The following is a 16,864-nucleotide window of genomic DNA, read 5'->3' on the forward strand; positions in this document are numbered from 1 at the left end:
AGATGACGACGATGGAACCGATATCGAATGTACCGATGCCCCCAGTGGCCGAGGTGATCCCGCATGCGGGAGCGATGCGCCTGATCGACGAATTGATCCACGCCGATGCCGGACACTGCACGGCGCGCGCGACGGTGCGTGCCACGCAGTTGTTTGTTGGCGATGACGGCATGCCTGGCTGGGTGGGCATCGAATACATGGCGCAGACCATCGCAGCCTGGGCCGGCGTGCGCGACCGCGCTGCCGGTCGGGGGCCGGGCGTGGGCTTCCTGCTCGGTTCTCGCCGTTACGCGTGCGACGTAGCGGCTTTCCCGGTGGGCAGCGTACTGACAATTTCCGTGCAGGTGGAACTGGAAGGCGAGAATGGCCTGGGCATGTTCGCCTGCACGCTGGCGATGGATGGCCGCGAAGTGGCCCGCGCCAATGTTTCCGTATTCCAGCCTGCCGACGCGGAGGCTTTTCTCCAGGGGCAGCAGGTATGACAAACAAGACGGTGCTGGTCACGGGGTCCTCGCGCGGCATCGGGCGGGCCATTGCCTTGCGCCTGGCGCGCGACGGCTTTGACGTGGTGGTTCACTGCCGGACACGCCGGGACGAGGCGGAATCCGTGGCGGATGCCGTTCGCGCGTTCGGACGCAATGCCCGGGTGCTGGCGTTCGACATGGCGCGCCGCGAGGCCACGGCGGAAATCCTGCTGGCCGATATCGAGAAGCACGGCTGCTATTACGGCGTGGTCTGCAATGCCGGCATGACGCGCGATGCGGCGTTTCCGGCCATGACCGGCGAGGAATGGGACGAGGTGGTGCATACCAACCTCGACGCGTTCTACAACGTGCTGAATCCCGTGGTCATGCCTATGGTGCAGCGACGCCAGCCGGGCCGCATCGTTACGTTGTCGTCGGTGTCGGGGCTGGTGGGCAACCGTGGGCAGGCCAATTACAGCGCCGCCAAGGCAGGCATCATCGGCGCCACCAAGGCACTGGCCATCGAACTGGCCAAGCGGCAGATCACGGTCAATTGCGTGGCGCCGGGGCTGATCGACACGGAAATGGTGGAAGACCACGTGCGCGACGAGGCGCTCAAGATCATTCCGGCGCGCCGCTTGGGCACGCCGGACGAGGTGGCTGCAACGGTGGCCTTCCTCTTGTCGCCAGATGCCGGTTACATTACGCGGCAGGTGATTTCGGTGAACGGAGGGATGTTCGGATGAAGCGGGTTGTCGTAACCGGCGCCGGGGCGGTAAGCGCCCTGGGTAATGACTGGGCCACAGTGCGCGAGCGCCTGGCCAGCGGACGCAATGCAGTGGTCCATATGCCGGAATGGGACGATATCCGGGGGCTCAATACCCGGTTGGGCGCACCGGTGCCGCCGTTCTCGCCGCCGCCGCATTACACGCGCAAGCTGACGCGATCGATGGGACGTGTCTCGCTGATGGCCGTGATGGCCAGCGAAGCTGCATTGGCCAATGCAGGGCTGGCCGGCAGTCCGCTGGTAACGGGCGGCCGGCTGGGCATCGCCTACGGTTCGTCCACCGGCACGCCTTCGGCCGTCCAGGATTTCGGCCGGATGATGTCCGAGCGCACGACCGAGGACATCAGCGCCACCACGTATATCCGCATGATGCCGCACACCACGGCGGTCAATATCGGCGTGTTCTTTGGCATTACAGGGCGCATCCTGACCACATCGAGCGCCTGTACTTCGGGCAGCCACGGCATTGGTTATGCGTTCGAGACCATTCGCGCGGGCCGCCAGTTGGCGATGCTGGCAGGGGGTGCCGAGGAGCTGGATGCCACCGAGGCCGCTGTCTTCGATACGCTGTTCGCCACGAGTACACGCAACGATGCGCCGGAGCGCACGCCGCGCCCGTTCGACGCGAATCGCGACGGGCTGGTGCTGGGCGAGGGCGCCGGCACGCTTGTCCTGGAGGAACTGGAGCATGCGCAGGCGCGCGGTGCCACCATCCTGGCCGAGATCGTCGGCTATGGCACCAACAGCGACGGCGCGCACGTGACGCAGCCGCAGGCCGGGACCATGGCCCAAGCGATGCGGCTGGCGCTGGAAGACGCCGACCTGTCGCCGGATGCCATCGGCTATGTCAATGCGCACGGTACGGCGACCGACCACGGCGACGTGGCGGAATCGCAGGCCACGCACGATGTGCTGGGCGGACGGATGCCGGTCAGTTCGCTCAAGAGCTATATGGGACATACGCTTGGTGCCTGCGGCGCGCTGGAAGCGTGGATGACGATCGAGATGATGCGGGATGGCTTGTTTGCACCAACGATCAATCTCACCGATCTCGATCCACGTTGCGCACCGCTGGACTACATCATGGGCGAAGGGCGCAGGATCGATACCGACCATGTGATGAGCAACAATTTCGCTTTCGGCGGCATCAATACCTCGCTGGTATTCCGCCGCTGGGCGGATTGATACCGGCGCTATCCACACACCATTACCATGCCGCTCGCCCTGCGTACCGGATCGGTCATGGCCTTTGCTGCCATGGCGCCACCAGTCAGCCGCTGGATGTCTGCGGAAGAGCTGTCACGCCTGGCCGAAATGCGTGCGGAGCAGCGCGCCGAGCAGTTTGCCGCCGGGCGCTGGCTGGCGCGGCGGCTGCTGGCGGTGACGCTGGGCGGCGATGCATCGGAATGGATGTTGTCGGCCGCCGAGGATGCACCGCCTGTCGCCACGCACTCGGGCGGGGCGGTGGGCATGCCGATCTTCGTATCGATCGCACATTCGGGTGATCACCTGGCGTGCGCGGTATCTGACATGCCGGTGGGCGTCGACATCGAGGCCCTTCAGCCGCGCAAGCACCTCGGGACGCTGATCGAAGCCACCACGACCGAAGCCGAGCGCGCGGCGCTGCCGGAATTGATCGCCGGGGGTGACGACGAAGCCCGCATGGTGGCCTTCTTCCAACTCTGGACACTCAAGGAAGCGTGGATCAAGTGCCATGGCGGCAGCCTGTTCCAGACGATGATCGGCCATGTCGTGGAAGCGGTTCCGGCGCCGCTGGAGGCTGCCAATGGGCTGACGTGGCGCCGCAAGGACGCCGTGCTGGCGCTGGCGGCAGCGCTGCCGGTCGGTGACATCGATCTGCCCGACGCGATGAGCTGGCGGCTGGTGTCGCGCGAGACTGTCGACTGAGCGTGGACTGAGCGTGACCGCTCAGGTCTTCTCCAGCGATGCACAGGCCGCGCGCAGGATGGCCGCGTAGCGCTCCAGATGCGGCTCGATCCGGTACACCGGACCGGCGATCGAGATCGCATAACTTTCCCCCGATAACCGCACCGGCCACGCCAGCGCGCCTACATCGGGCATCGATTCACTGAGATTGACATACGCACCACGCGTGCGCGCAGCCTGCAGGTCGGCTTCGACCATGGCGGGCGTGGTCAGCGTACGCGCGGTGAACGGCTGGAATGCCACCTGCGCCAGTACGGCGCCGCGCTCGGCATCCTCCATGGCGCCCAGCAGCGCTTTGCCAATCGAGTTTGCGTACAGTTCGCGCCGTTCGCCTGCGGTGGCGATATAGCGGATGGCGTGCGGGGATTCGAGCACGTCCAGGTACACCACCGCCGCGCCTTCGTGCAGCTTGCCGATGACCACGGTTTCGCCCGTGGCATCGCGCAACTCGGCCATCGTGTCGTGCACGCGGTCCAGCACGGGATCATGACGGGCGATCTGCTGCGCCATGGCCAGCAGGCGTCCCGTCGGGTAGTAGCCTTGCCGGCGCGCGGTTTCGTAGAGATAGCCCAGCGACGTCAGCGTCCGGATGAGCGCATGGCAGCTCGACGCTGGCACCGCCAGCAGGCGCGCGAGTTCCGATAACGACAAGGCCCGCCGCTCCCGCGCAAACGTCTCGATGATCTCGATCACGCGCAAGGCGGTCTTGACGTTCATGGAAGCGGGCTTGGGCGTAGAGTCTTGACGCTCGGACATGTGCGGTGGCTCGGCGGATAGTGGCCGGACTGTATCACGGCGTGGCGAGCGCGCCGGCCTTCGACATTTGTACCGTCATGTATCTGCGCGAGCCGCAGATACGTGCGCATACGGATTCCCGCTTTCGCCACATGGAAGCGATACGTCGCCGCCTTCCAATACATCCATTGCCATCCCAACGGATCTTGAAAGGATCGACATGCTGAATCGAACGCTTGCATCGCTGGCCATTGCGGCCCTGGGTTTCACGGCCGCCACCGGGGCTTCCGCCGCCGACAAGGTGCCCACTACCGTGGTGATCGTGCATGGCGCGTTTGCCGATGGCTCGGACTGGGCCAAGGTCATTCCGTTCCTGCAGGCCAAGGGCGTGAAGGTGCAGGCCGTGCAGAACGGGCTGAACTCGCTGGCGGACGACGTGGCCACCACGCGCCGTGCCATCGACAACCAGCCGGGCAAGGTTGTGCTGGTGGGCCATTCGTGGGGCGGTACGGTGATTACCGAAGCCGGTGCCAACGACAAGGTCAAGGCGCTGGTCTATGTGGCCGCCTTCGCGCCGGATGCCGGCCAGTCCACGGAAGAAGTGGGCAAGGGGTATCCGCCCGCACCGGGCATCGCCAAGTTGGTGGCCGACAAGGATGGATACCTGACGCTGCCGCCCGAGGCGCTGGCCGCCAACTTTGCGCAGGACGTGCCTGCCGCACAGGCGCGCGTCATGGCTGCCACCCAGGGCCCGATCCAGGCCAAGGCATTTGGCGAGAAGACCACCGTCGCGGCCTGGACCACGCGGCCGTCGTGGTTCATCGTCAGCGAAAACGACCGCATGATCCCGCCCGCCCTGGAGCGCGAGATGGCTAAAAAGATCGGGGCGAAGGTCACGCAGCTGCCGACCAGCCACGTGCCGCAGCAATCGCGTCCGGCCGATGTGGCCAAGGTGATTCTGGACGCCGTGCAGACCGTGCAGCGTCAGTAAGCAAGGCAGGACGCGGGGGCGGCGCGTTCGCCTTCCCTCGCGACAGCAGGACGGCAGGACTGGCAGGAGCGAATCATGAAAATCGCGGTAATGGGCGCAGGCGCTGTGGGCTGTTTCTTTGGTGGCATGCTGGCGAAGGCCGGCGAGGGCGTGGTCCTGATCGGCAGGCAGCGTCATGTCGATGCCATTCACGCGCAGGGGTTGCGCTTTGAATCGAAGTCATTCGATACGCGCGTGCACATCGGTGCGAGTACGGACCCCGCTGCAGTGGCCGATGCCGATCTCGTGCTGGTCTGTGTGAAATCCGTCGATACCGAGCACGCGGCCGAGCAGATGCGTCCATATCTGAAACCCGCAGCGGTGATCGTCTCGCTGCAGAACGGTATCGACAATGCCTGCCGGCTCGAAGCCGCGTTGGCGCGGCCCGTCATTCCCGCAGCGGTCTACGTCGCGAGCGAGATGGCCGATGCCGGCCATCTCCGCCATCACGGGCGTGGCGACCTGATTATCGCGACGGGCGAGGGGAGTGCGCAGGTGGCCGAGTTGTTCGACCACGCCGGCGTGCCCACGGTTGTATCGTCCGATGTCATGAGCGCACTGTGGGGGAAACTGATCCTCAACTGCGCCTACAACGCGCTGTCGGCCATCGTCCAACTGCCGTACGGCGAGATTCGCGACGTTCCCTCTGCCGATGCCGCGATGACCGCCATCGTGGCGGAATGCCTGGCCGTGGCACGCGCCTCCGGCGTGACGATCGAAGGCGGTGCCGAGAGCCAGGTCGAACTGATCCGTCGCACGATTCCGCTCGGGCAATATTCGTCGATGGCCCAGGATTTCGCACAAGGCCGTGCCAGCGAGATTGCGTCGCTCAATGGCGAGATCGTGCGTCGGGGCGCATCACTTGGCATTCCGACGCCGGTCAACCTGCTGGTCGTAGCGCTGGTCGGACTGGTGGAAAAGCGCCGCCGCATGGCGCTGCACTGATCGGCAGGATTCGATGCGCCGACCGCACGTGGCAGTGCGTGGTGCAGAGTCCTGCTCCGGGTGAAGCAAGGCGGTCCCGATGGGATCGCCTTCTTTATCGTGCGCTGCGCCGATTGGCCGCGCGATCGGTCAGCCACTCCACGATCTGGCCGCCGTGGGAAGCTGGCACAACCTTGAGCGTACGCTCCGCGATATCAGCAAGGGTATGTTTCTTGAGTTCCGCCTGCATCGCCTTTTCGGCCTGCTGCATGATGGCGTGAATGCCGCAGACGCCGCGCGTGGCCCATGCGGGCGGGCATCCCTCGAACACGGCATTGCGATCGCGAATCTCGCGGCACTCGAACAGCGACTTGTCGCCATCGATGGCCATGACCACGTCGTACACCGTGATGCGCGACGGGGGGCGGGCCAGGCGGAAGCCACCCTTGATTCCCTCGGTAGCCACGACCAGATCGGCTTTTGCCAGCTTGGTGAACAGCTTGGCGAGAAACTCGGCGGGAATACCTTGTAGCTCGGCGAGGTCGCGCACGCTGGCTTCTTCCACCGCGAGTGGCGAACGCGACAGATACAACAGGCAATGCAGCCCGTATTCAACACCTGTACTGATGTGGGACATAGGAAAACTAGGACTAGATAAATCGTAGTTGGAAGCGTATACGAGCATTGCGACTACGGCAAGGGCGGGGGCAGCGCTTTGACAAGCAGGCCGCATGGGAGCGGTCGATAAGCCACTCCCATTGTTGACAAGAAATCAACAATATTTCCTGCGAAAGCCCCTTAATCCGCAAGAGTAAAGCCGGCAGACTGGCCTCCATCGTGACTTTCCTTCCTGGAGCGCTGCAATGCCCGATACCCGCAACCCGTTGTTCCAACCGTACTCGCTTGGCAGCCTGAAGCTGCCGAACCGCCTCGTCATGCCGCCGATGACGCGCTCGCGTGCCAGCCAGCCCGGCGATGTACCGAATGCGTTGATGGCCGAGTACTACGCCCAGCGCGCTGGCGCCGGCCTGATTGTCAGCGAAGGGACGTGGATTTCGCCGATGGGCAAGGGCTATGCCTGGACGCCCGGTGTGTACACGCCGGAGCAGATCGCCGGCTGGCGCAAGGTCACCGATACCGTGCATGCGGCAGGCGGGCGCATCTTTGCGCAGCTCTGGCATGTGGGACGCCTGAGCCACGTCAGCTTGCTGGGCGGCGAACAGCCGGTGTCGTCTTCGGCCATCCAGGCGAAGGGCGTCAATGTGTTTGTGGCTGACAACGATGGCAAGCCGGGCTTCGTCCAGGCATCCGAGCCGCGCGCCCTGAGCATTCCCGAGATCCACGACATCGTCGAGCAGTTTCGACAGGCGGCCCGCAATGCCATGGCCGCCGGTTTCGATGGTGTGGAGTTGCATGCGGCCAATGGTTACCTGGTGAACCAGTTCATCGACTCTGGCGCGAATGCACGAACCGATGAGTACGGTGGCTCGCTCGACAATCGCCTGCGATTCCTGCGCGAGGTGGCCGAGGCGCTGGTGGACGGCACGGGTAGCAAGGATCGCGTCGGCATCCGGCTTGCCCCGCTGACCACGCTGAACGGTTGTGTCGATGCCGATCCGGAGACCACCTATACCGCCGCCGCGAAGTTGCTCGCCGAGGTGGGCGTGGGCTACATCCACATCGCGGAAGCAGATTGGGAGGATGCGCCGCACATGCCGATGGCGTTCAAGCAACGCCTGCGCGCGGTGTATCCCGGTACGCTGATCTACGCCGGCAAGTACACGAGCGCGCGCGCCGTGGCCGCACTGGAAGAGGGCTGGGCCGACCTGATCGCCTTTGGTCGTCCATTCATCGCGAACCCGGATTTGCCGGAGCGCCTGCGCACGGGCGCAATGCTCAACCCCACGGATCGCGATACGTTGTTTGGCGGTGACGCGCGCGGCCTGACCGACTATCCGACCTTGCCGGCCAAGGCGGCTTGATCTGCGCTAGCGGGGCTTGAAAATCAGGCCCTGCTGCGCCACGCCGATCGGGCCGCGTTCGTCATGCAAGGTGGTGCGTGCCAGCCCGATGCCGTTGGGCTGCACGAAGGTCTCCGATTCCGCAGCCACCCATTCCCCTTGCGGCTGACGGTGCAGATAGACAGTGAGATCGGCATTGGCAAACGCGAAGCGACTAAGCGGCACCGCCCAACTGATGCCATTGCCGAAGTCTGCGGCGGCAATCGCGCGGGATGCGGGCGAGATGGGCCAGTCGGCGACTACGGGTACAGCAAAGCGAAACCAAACCGCTGCCGGACCCGGCTCGGAGACGGTGCCCGTTGCCACGCGGGTTTCCATGGCGGTGTAGTGGAACGATGTCTGCGGCGCCATGCCGGGAATCTGGAGCGGCGTGTGGCAAGCGTCGGGCGGTGGCAGCACTGGCGATGCGGGTGTGGCGTGTAGGTCGAGTTCGCGTTCGCGCATGTAGACCGCCGTGCCATGCACGACGGTCACGCCTTCGTGCTGTAACTCGACGCGCACACGGCGCACGGCGCCACCAGGTTGCGGCTCGATGATGGCGCGCAGCGGCGCCACGGGCACTGGCCGCACGAATTCCAAGGTGAGACGCGACATCGACCAGCCCGGCTCATGCGCCATGGCCCGATCTGCCATCGTGGCCAGCAAGGCACCGGGCGCACCACCGTGTTGCGCACCGGGGTTCCAGGGGCCGCGTGACAACACCGTGGACTCGACGGCATCGCCGGAGACTTCGAAAATGCTGGCGGGAAGGGACACGGGTTACCTCTGCAGTGGGAGATTGGCTGGGTGGATAGTAGCGTGTCTTTGCTCCCCTCTCCCATGAAATGGGAGAGGGGCTGGGGGTGAGGGCAAGCGTGTCGTAACTGATCACGCTTTTCGCATAGCGACGGCCGGCCCTCACCCCCAACCCCTCTCCCGCATGGCGGGAGAGGGGAGCAAACAAGCGGCAGTTGTCATGCTTGCGGTTTGTCTACAACACCCCCCTGGCCCTCAACCCCGCCACCGCATCCCCATCCAACCCCAAGCACTCGCGCAGCACCTCATCCGTATGCTGCCCGAGCGCAGGCGGTGCGTGCCGCAGCGTTGGCGGTGTCTCGCTCAGCCGAAGCGGACTGGCCGTGCTGCACACCCGGTTGACCGGATCGGCAACCGCAGACCCCTCAGCGTAGCGGTATTGCTCAACACGCAGCTCACGAGACTGCACATGCGGATCGGCAAACGCCTGCCCGATGTCGTTGATCGGTCCGCACGGCACGGTCGCCGCTTCAAGCAAACGAATCCATTCGCTCGTGGGCTTCGTCCGCGTGATGTCGCACATCATCGGAATCAACGTGTCGCGATTCGCCACGCGGGCGCTGTTCGTCGTGTAGCGCGCGTCGCGGGCCCACTCGACATCGGCCACTTCGCAGAAACGCGCGAACTGGCCGTCGTTGCCGATGGCCAGCAGCATGTCGCCATCGCGTGTGGGGAAATCCTGATAGGGCACCACGCTTGGATGCACGTTGCCCTGGCGCGTGGGGACGACTCCCGCATTGAGGAATCCGGCACCCTGGTTGGCCAGTACCGCCATCGCTACGTCGAGCAGCGCGATGTCGATGCTTTGCCCGCGCCCGGTGTGGTGCCGAGCCTCGATCGCGCCAAGGATGGCCGTGGTCGCATACATGCCCGTGAACACGTCGATGACGGCCACGCCCACGCGCATCGGCCCCGCGCCGGGCGTGCCATCGGGTTGCCCCGTGATACTCATCAGGCCGCTCATCGCCTGCACGAGCAAGTCGTAGCCCGGGCGCGTCGCGTACGGGCCAGTCTGGCCAAAGCCGGTGACCGAACAGTAGATCAGGCGCGGATTCAGCGCCGAGAGCGTTTCATAGTCGAGTCCATACCGCTTGAGGCTACCCGTCTTGTAGTTCTCGATGACCACATCGCTCTGCGCCGCCAGGTCGCGCACCAGCTTCTGGCCTTCCGGCGTGGCGATGTCCACCGTCACCGAGCGCTTGTTGCGGTTGCACGCAGCAAAGTAGCTCGCCTGATTCGTCGAGCCGTCCGCGCCATCGAGGTAGGGAGGCCCCCAGTGGCGCGTGTCGTCACCCGTACCGGGCTTCTCGATCTTGATCACGTCGGCGCCCATGTCGGCCAGGTTCTGCGTGCACCATGGACCGGCCAGCACGCGCGACAGGTCGAGCACGCGCAGGTGACTGAGCGCGCCGGTCTGCCGCGACGGCGAGGGAAGGTTCGTCGGTGCCATGCCTAGGCCACCGGCGCGAAGACAGGAACTGGTGCGCTGCCTTCTCCGTCGGTTTCGGCAAAGCGCACCTTCACGCGTTGCCCGATCCGCACGCTATCCAGATCGGTATCGACGATATGCGTCATCATCGTCACGCCTTCGTCCAGACGGACATAGGCGATGCAGAACGGGTTCGGACCCGCGCGGCGCGTGATGCTGAACGAGTAGATCTCACCGAGGCCGGAGGCGGTCTTCCATTCGGTGTCGCCCATGCAGAACGGACACAGCGTGCGCGGATACCAGTGCGGCTTGCCGCAGCCGGTGCAATGGCGCACCAGCAACTTGCCCTCGCGCGCGGCCTGCCAGAAGGCAGTGTTGTCCGGCAGCTCGTCCGGGGCCTTGTATGGCGTGGAAACATAAGGCGTGGTCATGGCTTGCTTTCCTTTTATTCGCGTTCGAGGATCAGGGTGGCGGAGCCATGGCGCGAGCCCATATAGCCGCCCGTGCCCTGCGCCAATGCCAATCCGCAGTTCTTGACCTGTACTGCCGGATGCGCCTCGCCGCGCAACTGGCGCACGGCTTCGATCACCTTTGTGATGCCGCCGCGATTGGCCGGATGGTTGTTGCACAGGCCGCCGCCATCGGTGTTGATGGGCAGCTTGCCCACGCCCGAGATCAGGTTTCCGTCCATCACGAACTTGCCGCCTTCGCCCTTCTTGCAGAAGCCCAGGTCTTCAAGCTGCATCAGCACGGTGATCGTAAAGCTGTCGTAGATCGACGCGTACTGGATGTCAGAAGGCGTCACGCCAGCTTCGGCAAACGCTGCTGCGCCGGAGATTTTTGCAGCAGACCACGACAAGTCCACCTGGCCGCCGAGCAGGCCCTTGACGTGTTCGCCGGCCCCCAGCACCTTGATCTTCGGGCGCTTCAGCGTGGCCGCGATTTCCGGGCGCGCGACGATCAACGCGCCGCCGCCGTCGGACACCACACAGCAGTCGAGTCGATGCAGCGGATCGGAGATCATCGGCGAGTTGACCACATCCTCGACAGTCACCAGCTCGCGCAGCATTGCATTGGGATTGTGCTGCGCATGATGCGACGCGGCTACCTTGATCCACGCGAGTTGCTCGGGCGTGGTGCCGAACTCGTACATGTGCCGCTGCGCAACCATCGCGTACAGGTTGACGGTCACGGGGTTGAACGGGGCTTCGAACGGCTGGTCGGGCAGGTTGGCGCCCCAGTTGCGCGCCTGCGTGCCGCTCGATCCTTCCGAACGGGGCCGGCCAGCGAGCGTGATCAGTGCCACGTTGCACTTGCCGGCGGCGATGGCCTGCGCGGCGTGCGAGACGTGCGCGATATACGACGAGCCACCCATCTCGCTCGAATCCACATGGCGGGCGTTCAGGCCGAGATAGTCGACCATGTTGACCATGCCGAGTCCGGGCGCGTCGCCCGCGCAGAAGTAGCCGTCGACATCGGCCAGCGTCAGGCCAGCGTCTTCCAGCGCGCCGCGTGCGCTTTCGGCGTGCAGTTGCGCCACGGTCTTGTCCGGTGCCTTGCGGGTCGGGTGCTCGTAGGCGCCGACGATGTATGCCTTGCTATTGATGGTCATCGTGTTTCATCCGTTTGCGTGTTCGATATCAGGCGGCCATCGCCTCGGTGTAGCGTTCCATGTGCAGGTCCGTGTCGCCGAGCAGCACGTCCACCATGGCGAGCGCCTTGAAGTAGTCGCCGACCTCCAACTCGTCGGTCATGCCCATGCCGCCATGCAGTTGCACCGCCTGCTGGCCCACAAAGCGCGCGGCGCGCGCGGTGATGACCTTTGCAGCCGAGACCTTGCGGCGCCGTTCCGCAATGTCGATAGCATCGAGTCCCTGCGCGGCCACGTAGGCCATCGACAGCGCCAGTTCCTTCTGCATGACCATCTCGGCCACACGGTGCTGCAGCGACTGGAACGAGGCGAGCGGCTTGCCGAACTGCTTGCGCGCGCCGAGGTATTCGGCGGTGATCTCGATCAGGCGCTCCATCGCACCGGCAGCCGCAGCGCATTGCGCGGCAATGCCGTGGTCGAGGCCCACTTCGAGGGCGTCGAGACCCTGCGTCGTCAGCAGCGTGGCGGGCACGTCCGCGAGCGTCAGGTCGGCACCGGCAAGGCGGTCCATCGTCGGATAGCTGGTGATGTTCAGGCCCGGTGCATCGCGCTGCACGAGGAAGAGGGCGAGCGTGCCATTGAGGACAGCGGAGACGATGAAGATGTTCGCCGCTGCCCCGTGCCACACGCCGGACTTGGCGCCGTTCAGCACGTAGCCTTCGGTGCCTTGTTTGCGCGCCTGTGCCTGCGCGGTATCGGCGCGATAGCGCGTGGTCGGTTCCAGATAGGCCACGGCGAACACGTTCTCGCCACTGGCGAGTGGAGGAAAATACGCGGCCTGCATTGCGGCGGGCGCGAACTGTTTGAGGATCGCGGCAGCAATCACGCCGCCGGGAATCACGGGTTCCTGCACCAGCGCGCGGCCCAGTTCGCGCTGTACCACGGCCTGCGTGGCCGGGCCTTCGCCAAAGCCGCCGTATTCGGTGGGGACGCAGAGGCCGAGTACGCCCATCTCGGCCAGTGCGGACCAGAAATGTGTGTCGAAGCTGCCGTTCTCGCGCGCATTGCGGCGCCGTGCCTCGAAGGTATATGCCGAGGCGACAAAGCGGCGCAGGCTGTCGGTCAGCATCTGCTGTTCTTCGCTGTAGGTGAAATCCATGTCGTCGTCCTTGCTGAGATGCGCGCTTAGAAACCGATGATCATCTTGGAGATGATGTTTTTCTGTACTTCGGTGGAACCGCCGTAGATCGTGGTCTTGCGCATGTCGAAGTACGTCGATGCAGCGGACGGCGCCCAGTCCGGGCCGCTCGATGGATTGGGTGCGCCGGGCTCCAGCCAATCGGGCGAGTAGGGCCAGCCGTTCGGGCCAGCCACTTCCATCTGCAGCATGGCGATATCCTGCTGCAATTCGGAGCCGCGAATCTTCACAAGCGATGCTTCCGGTCCCGGCGTGCCGGCGGCCTGTGTGGCCACGCGCAACAGCAGCATCTCCAGCGCCAGCAGGTCCATCTCCACACGCGCAATGCGATCGCGCATGCGCGGCTCTTCGATCAGTGGACGGCCACGGCCATCGGTGGCTTCGGACGCGTAGTGCTTCAACTGGCGCAATTCGCGGTAGCAATGGCCGATGCCTGCGATGCCGGTGCGTTCATGGCCGAGCAGGTACTTGGCATAGGTCCAGCCGCGGTTTTCCTCGCCCAGCAGGTTCTCCACGGGCACTTCGACTTCTTCGAACCACGTTTCGTTGACATCGTGGCCACCATCGAGCGTCTTGATGGGTCGCACGGTCACTCCAGGCGACTTCATGTCGATCAGCAGCATCGAGATGCCTTCTTGCGCCTTGGCTTCCGGATCGGTGCGCACGAGGCAGAAGATCCAGTCGGCAAAGTGCGCCATCGTGGTCCAGGTTTTCTGGCCATTGACGATGTACTTGTCGCCGCGCCGCACCGCGCTGGTTCGCAGCGACGCCAGGTCCGAACCCGCGCCGGGTTCGGAATAACCCTGACACCAGAACTCATCGACCATGGGGATGCGCGGCAGGAATCGTTCCCTGTGCGCCTGGCTGGCGTACTTCATCAGGACCGGACCGATCATGGTCAGGCCGAACGGCAGCATGCGCGGCGCGCCCGCTTGCAGTGTCTCGATCTCGAAGATCAGGCGTTGCAGCGCGTTCCAGCCGGTGCCGCCCCATTCCTTCGGCCACGTGGGCGCGCCCCAGCCCTGCGCGTGCAGGATGCGGTGCCAGCGCACGTAGTCGTCTTTCTCCACGCGGCGGTGGCCCAGCACCTTGTCGCGGATGTCGGCGGGCAGGCTGGCCTGCACGAAGGCACGGACTTCCTGGCGGAAGGATTCTTCTTCTTTGGAAAAACGCAGGTCCATGGGTTGTCTCCTCAATGCCACCGATTCTAGGGGGGTGTCGGTCGCTCTGGTTCAGGTTTGCCGAATCCGGTCTTTATCTATGCGGAATGCGCCGCCAGCCTGCGCCCGCGCGTACTGCAGCGCGGTTTCAGCGAGGCAAAGGCGGGCCTTGCCATTTACGAATGGCGCCCCGACGGCTTTGCGCTCATGCTGCGCGCACCACTTCCCGCATTGCAAAGGACGGCCAGCAGTGACTACGCGAATTCATCACCTGCTCGATTACTGGTTGAACGAGGCACCCGATCAACCGTTCATCCACCTGCCGGATGGCACTCAGGTGACGTTTGCCCAGCTTGGAGCGCTGACCTATGTGGCCGAGGTAGAACTGCGGGCGCTCGATGTCCGCCCCGGTGACCGCGTCATGGTGGTGGCGGAGAACTGTCCCGAGCATGCGGCGCTGATCATGGCTTGCAGCCGCGTGGGCGCATGGTCTTGCGGCGTCAACGCACGCATGGCGCCGGGCGAGATCGATGCCTTTGCGGCGCGCGCCGATGCCCGCGTGGTGTACTTCACCGCATCGGCATCGCAGGCCGCCGCAGCGCACGGGGCACGCTTCGATGCCGTGCCGTCCGCGCTCCCGGGCATGGTGCGCTCGGCGGTGCGCGCGGACGCCGTGACGGAGCCCGAACCGTTGCGCGACGAGGTAGCCGCGCTGATCTTCACCTCGGGCACCACGGGTGAGCCGAAGGGCGTGATGCTGACGCACGACGCGCTGATCCACTTTGCACGCGTGACGCGCGACGCACGGGAGATGCGTCCGGCAGACCGCAGCTACGCGTTCGTGCCGATGACGCATATCTTTGGCCTTGGCACGGTGCTGCTGAGTTCGCTGCTGGCCGGATCGCAGCTTGTCATGCGTCCGCAGTTCGATCCCGAGGATCTGCTCGATGCGCTGGCGCACCACGGCGTGTCGCAACTGCAGGGGCCGCCGACGCTGTTCTCGCGGCTGCTGGCCTATCTGCAACAGCAAGGCATCACGCAACCTGTAGCGCCGTCGCTGCGCTACATCTACACGGGTGCAGGGCCGCTCGACCTCGCGCTGAAGCAACGCGTGGAAGCGATGTTCGGGCTGACGCTGCACCATGGCTATGGACTCTCCGAGTACGCGGGATCGGTCCATGTCACGCGCATCGACGAACGGCGTGCCGATACCAGCGCGGGCTATGCGGTAGCCGAAGCCGAGGTGCAGGTCACCGACGCCACGACTGGCAAGCCGCTGCCGCTGGGCGAGCGCGGAGAACTCTGGCTGCGGGGCAGGGGGCTGATGCCTGGCTATTTCCGCGATCCGGAAGCCACCGCTGCCGTGATGCGCGAAGGCGGCTGGTATGCGAGCGGCGACCTGGGCGAGATGCACGCCGATGGCGCGGTCTTCGTGGTGGGTCGCCTCAAGGAAATGATCATCCGCTCGGGCTTCAACGTGTACCCGGCTGAAGTAGAGACGGCATTGAACACCCATCCAAGCATTCAGCGCTCGGCGGTGGTCGGCACGCCCGAGGGCGACGGCAACGAGGAAATCGTCGCGTTCGTGGAACTGCGTCCTGGCTGCCCGCTGGAACTTGCCGCGCTCAAGGATCATCTGCGCAGCCGGCTGGCCCCTTACAAACGCCCCGCGCGAATCATCGCGCTGGCAGAACTGCCTACCAATAACAACGGCAAGATCCTCAAGCGTGTGCTGCGGGAGCAGGCCGGTTCGATGCAGACCCAAGGAGACAAGGCATGATCATTTCCCCTATGCGCAGGCGGCTCATGGCTGCTGGCGCGCTGGCAGCCGCCACGCATCCGCTATCGGTGCTGGCCAACGACCCGTGGCCGGCCAAGCCGGTGCGGCTGATCGTGCCGTTTCCGCCCGGCGGTCCGGTGGACAGTACCGCGCGCATCTTCAGCCAGCGGCTCGGCGAGATCTGGAAGCAGCCGCTCGTCATCGACAATCGCGCGGGCGCGGGCGGCACGATCGGCGCCACCATCGCATCCAAAGAGGCGCCCGATGGCTACACGCTGTTCCTCGGCTCGATTCACCACGCGGTGAATCCATCGCTGATGGGCAAGCTGCCGTACGACATCGAGAAGGACTTCGCGCCGGTGAGCTTCGCGGCGATGTTCCCGGTGTTCGTGGTCGCGCATCCGTCCGTGCCTGCCAACAACATCAAGGAACTGATTGCGTACGCGAAGCAGCCCGGCCGCACGCTCTCATATGGCTCGTCGGGCAACGGTGGTGGCACGCATCTGGCGGGCGAACTGTTCAACATGGAAGCGGGCACGAAGTTGCAGCACGTGCCCTACAAGGGCAGTGGCCCGGCGATGAATGACCTGCTCGGTGGACAGGTACAGTTGATGTTCAGCGATGCGCCGACTGCGCTGCAACACATCAAGACGGGACGTATCAAGGTATTGGGCGTGGCCAGCCGCAAGCGTTCGGGCATGCTGCCCGATGTGCCGACCGTGGCCGAATCGGGATTGCCGGGTTACGAAGCGTATTCGTGGGCAGCGTTGTTTGCCCCGGCCCAGACGCCCAAAGCCGTGCTCGACAAGATCAATGCGGATTTCAACGTGGCGATGAATGACCCGAGTGTGAAGCAGAAACTGCTGCAGGCGGGGGCTGAGGCTGATGCGGGGACGCAGGAGCAGATGCGCAAGCGGCTCCATGCGGAGATCGAGAAGTGGGGGAAGGTGATCAAGACGGCGGGGATCACGGCGGGGTGATGCCTCGACAATCTCCTGACTGT

Annotated in this window: 17 protein-coding genes; 9 read left to right on the forward strand and 8 right to left on the reverse strand. The window is 64.9% G+C overall.

The annotated features are described in order from the left end of the window. The first annotated feature begins 2 nt into the window (after positions 1-2). The 4 genes from GA566_RS18800 to GA566_RS18815 are packed head-to-tail and all read left to right on the forward strand — an operon-like array spanning position 3 to position 3,159. On the forward strand, positions 3-482 hold the full coding sequence (locus tag GA566_RS18800) for a hotdog family protein (RefSeq protein ID WP_237380476.1): 480 nt from the start codon (positions 3-5) through the stop codon (positions 480-482). Next, entirely contained in the window at positions 479-1,210 is a 732-nt protein-coding gene (fabG, locus tag GA566_RS18805) for a 3-oxoacyl-ACP reductase FabG (protein ID WP_137923412.1), read from the forward strand. Before GA566_RS18800 ends, fabG begins: the two co-directional genes overlap by 4 nt. Continuing rightward, entirely contained in the window at positions 1,207-2,436 is a 1,230-nt protein-coding gene (locus tag GA566_RS18810; protein WP_160473658.1) for a beta-ketoacyl-ACP synthase, read from the forward strand. Before fabG ends, GA566_RS18810 begins: the two co-directional genes overlap by 4 nt. A gap of 27 nt (positions 2,437-2,463) precedes the next feature. Beyond that, positions 2,464-3,159, forward strand: a complete 696-nt coding sequence (locus GA566_RS18815; protein ID WP_137923410.1) for a 4'-phosphopantetheinyl transferase superfamily protein — start codon at positions 2,464-2,466, stop codon at positions 3,157-3,159. 21 nt (positions 3,160-3,180) lie between these two features. On the opposite strand, the gene GA566_RS18820 is transcribed toward GA566_RS18815, so the two are convergent. Then, complete coding sequence (locus tag GA566_RS18820) at positions 3,181-3,915, reverse strand: IclR family transcriptional regulator (RefSeq protein WP_137923520.1); 735 nt, start codon at positions 3,913-3,915, stop codon at positions 3,181-3,183. A 238-nt stretch (positions 3,916-4,153) separates the two neighbouring features. On the opposite strand from GA566_RS18820, the gene GA566_RS18825 reads away from it, so the two are divergent. Next, positions 4,154-4,924 carry an alpha/beta fold hydrolase gene (locus GA566_RS18825; RefSeq protein ID WP_160473659.1) on the forward strand — a complete coding sequence of 257 codons (771 nt, stop codon included), beginning with the start codon at positions 4,154-4,156 and terminating at the stop codon, positions 4,922-4,924. 75 nt (positions 4,925-4,999) lie between these two features. Continuing rightward, entirely contained in the window at positions 5,000-5,908 is a 909-nt protein-coding gene (locus tag GA566_RS18830) for a ketopantoate reductase family protein (RefSeq protein WP_160473660.1), read from the forward strand. Between the two features lie 94 nt (positions 5,909-6,002). Here the strand turns inward: GA566_RS18830 and GA566_RS18835 are convergent, their stop codons facing one another. Beyond that, positions 6,003-6,524: an Rrf2 family transcriptional regulator gene (locus GA566_RS18835; RefSeq protein ID WP_160473661.1), complete on the reverse strand. Its 522-nt coding sequence runs from the start codon at positions 6,522-6,524 to the stop codon at positions 6,003-6,005. 226 nt (positions 6,525-6,750) lie between these two features. Here GA566_RS18835 and GA566_RS18840 point away from each other — a divergent pair, with 226 nt between their 5' ends. Continuing rightward, a complete protein-coding gene (locus GA566_RS18840) occupies positions 6,751-7,869 on the forward strand; it encodes an alkene reductase (protein WP_137923406.1) in 1,119 nt (372 codons plus the stop codon). Between the two features lie 6 nt (positions 7,870-7,875). Here GA566_RS18840 and GA566_RS18845 read toward each other — a convergent pair whose 3' ends face one another. The 6 genes from GA566_RS18845 to GA566_RS18870 all read right to left on the reverse strand — a co-directional run bounded on the left by GA566_RS18845 (position 7,876) and on the right by GA566_RS18870 (position 14,102). Continuing rightward, on the reverse strand, positions 7,876-8,664 hold the full coding sequence (locus tag GA566_RS18845) for a thioesterase family protein (RefSeq protein ID WP_137923405.1): 789 nt from the start codon (positions 8,662-8,664) through the stop codon (positions 7,876-7,878). 214 nt (positions 8,665-8,878) lie between these two features. After that, a complete protein-coding gene (locus GA566_RS18850) occupies positions 8,879-10,153 on the reverse strand; it encodes a CaiB/BaiF CoA-transferase family protein (protein WP_160473662.1) in 1,275 nt (424 codons plus the stop codon). Positions 10,154-10,155: 2 nt separating this feature from the next. After that, complete coding sequence (locus GA566_RS18855) at positions 10,156-10,563, reverse strand: Zn-ribbon domain-containing OB-fold protein (RefSeq protein WP_137923403.1); 408 nt, start codon at positions 10,561-10,563, stop codon at positions 10,156-10,158. Between the two features lie 14 nt (positions 10,564-10,577). Further along, complete coding sequence (locus GA566_RS18860; RefSeq protein ID WP_137923402.1) at positions 10,578-11,744, reverse strand: thiolase domain-containing protein; 1,167 nt, start codon at positions 11,742-11,744, stop codon at positions 10,578-10,580. A 28-nt stretch (positions 11,745-11,772) separates the two neighbouring features. After that, positions 11,773-12,882: an acyl-CoA dehydrogenase family protein gene (locus GA566_RS18865; RefSeq protein WP_160473663.1), complete on the reverse strand. Its 1,110-nt coding sequence runs from the start codon at positions 12,880-12,882 to the stop codon at positions 11,773-11,775. A 26-nt stretch (positions 12,883-12,908) separates the two neighbouring features. Continuing rightward, complete coding sequence (locus GA566_RS18870) at positions 12,909-14,102, reverse strand: acyl-CoA dehydrogenase family protein (RefSeq protein ID WP_160473664.1); 1,194 nt, start codon at positions 14,100-14,102, stop codon at positions 12,909-12,911. 229 nt (positions 14,103-14,331) lie between these two features. Here GA566_RS18870 and GA566_RS18875 point away from each other — a divergent pair, with 229 nt between their 5' ends. Further along, the gene (locus GA566_RS18875) at positions 14,332-15,861 is read left to right on the forward strand and encodes a class I adenylate-forming enzyme family protein (protein ID WP_137923399.1); all 1,530 of its coding nucleotides are present in this window, start codon (positions 14,332-14,334) and stop codon (positions 15,859-15,861) included. After that, positions 15,858-16,841 (forward strand): tripartite tricarboxylate transporter substrate binding protein, encoded by a 984-nt coding sequence (locus tag GA566_RS18880; RefSeq protein ID WP_160473665.1) that lies wholly within the window; start codon positions 15,858-15,860, stop codon positions 16,839-16,841. Before GA566_RS18875 ends, GA566_RS18880 begins: the two co-directional genes overlap by 4 nt. Positions 16,842-16,864: the final 23 nt, after the last annotated feature.

Origin of the sequence: Cupriavidus sp. SW-Y-13, assembly GCF_009793345.1 — a bacterium.
In the GTDB taxonomy this organism is placed as follows: Bacteria; Pseudomonadota; Gammaproteobacteria; order Burkholderiales; family Burkholderiaceae; genus Cupriavidus.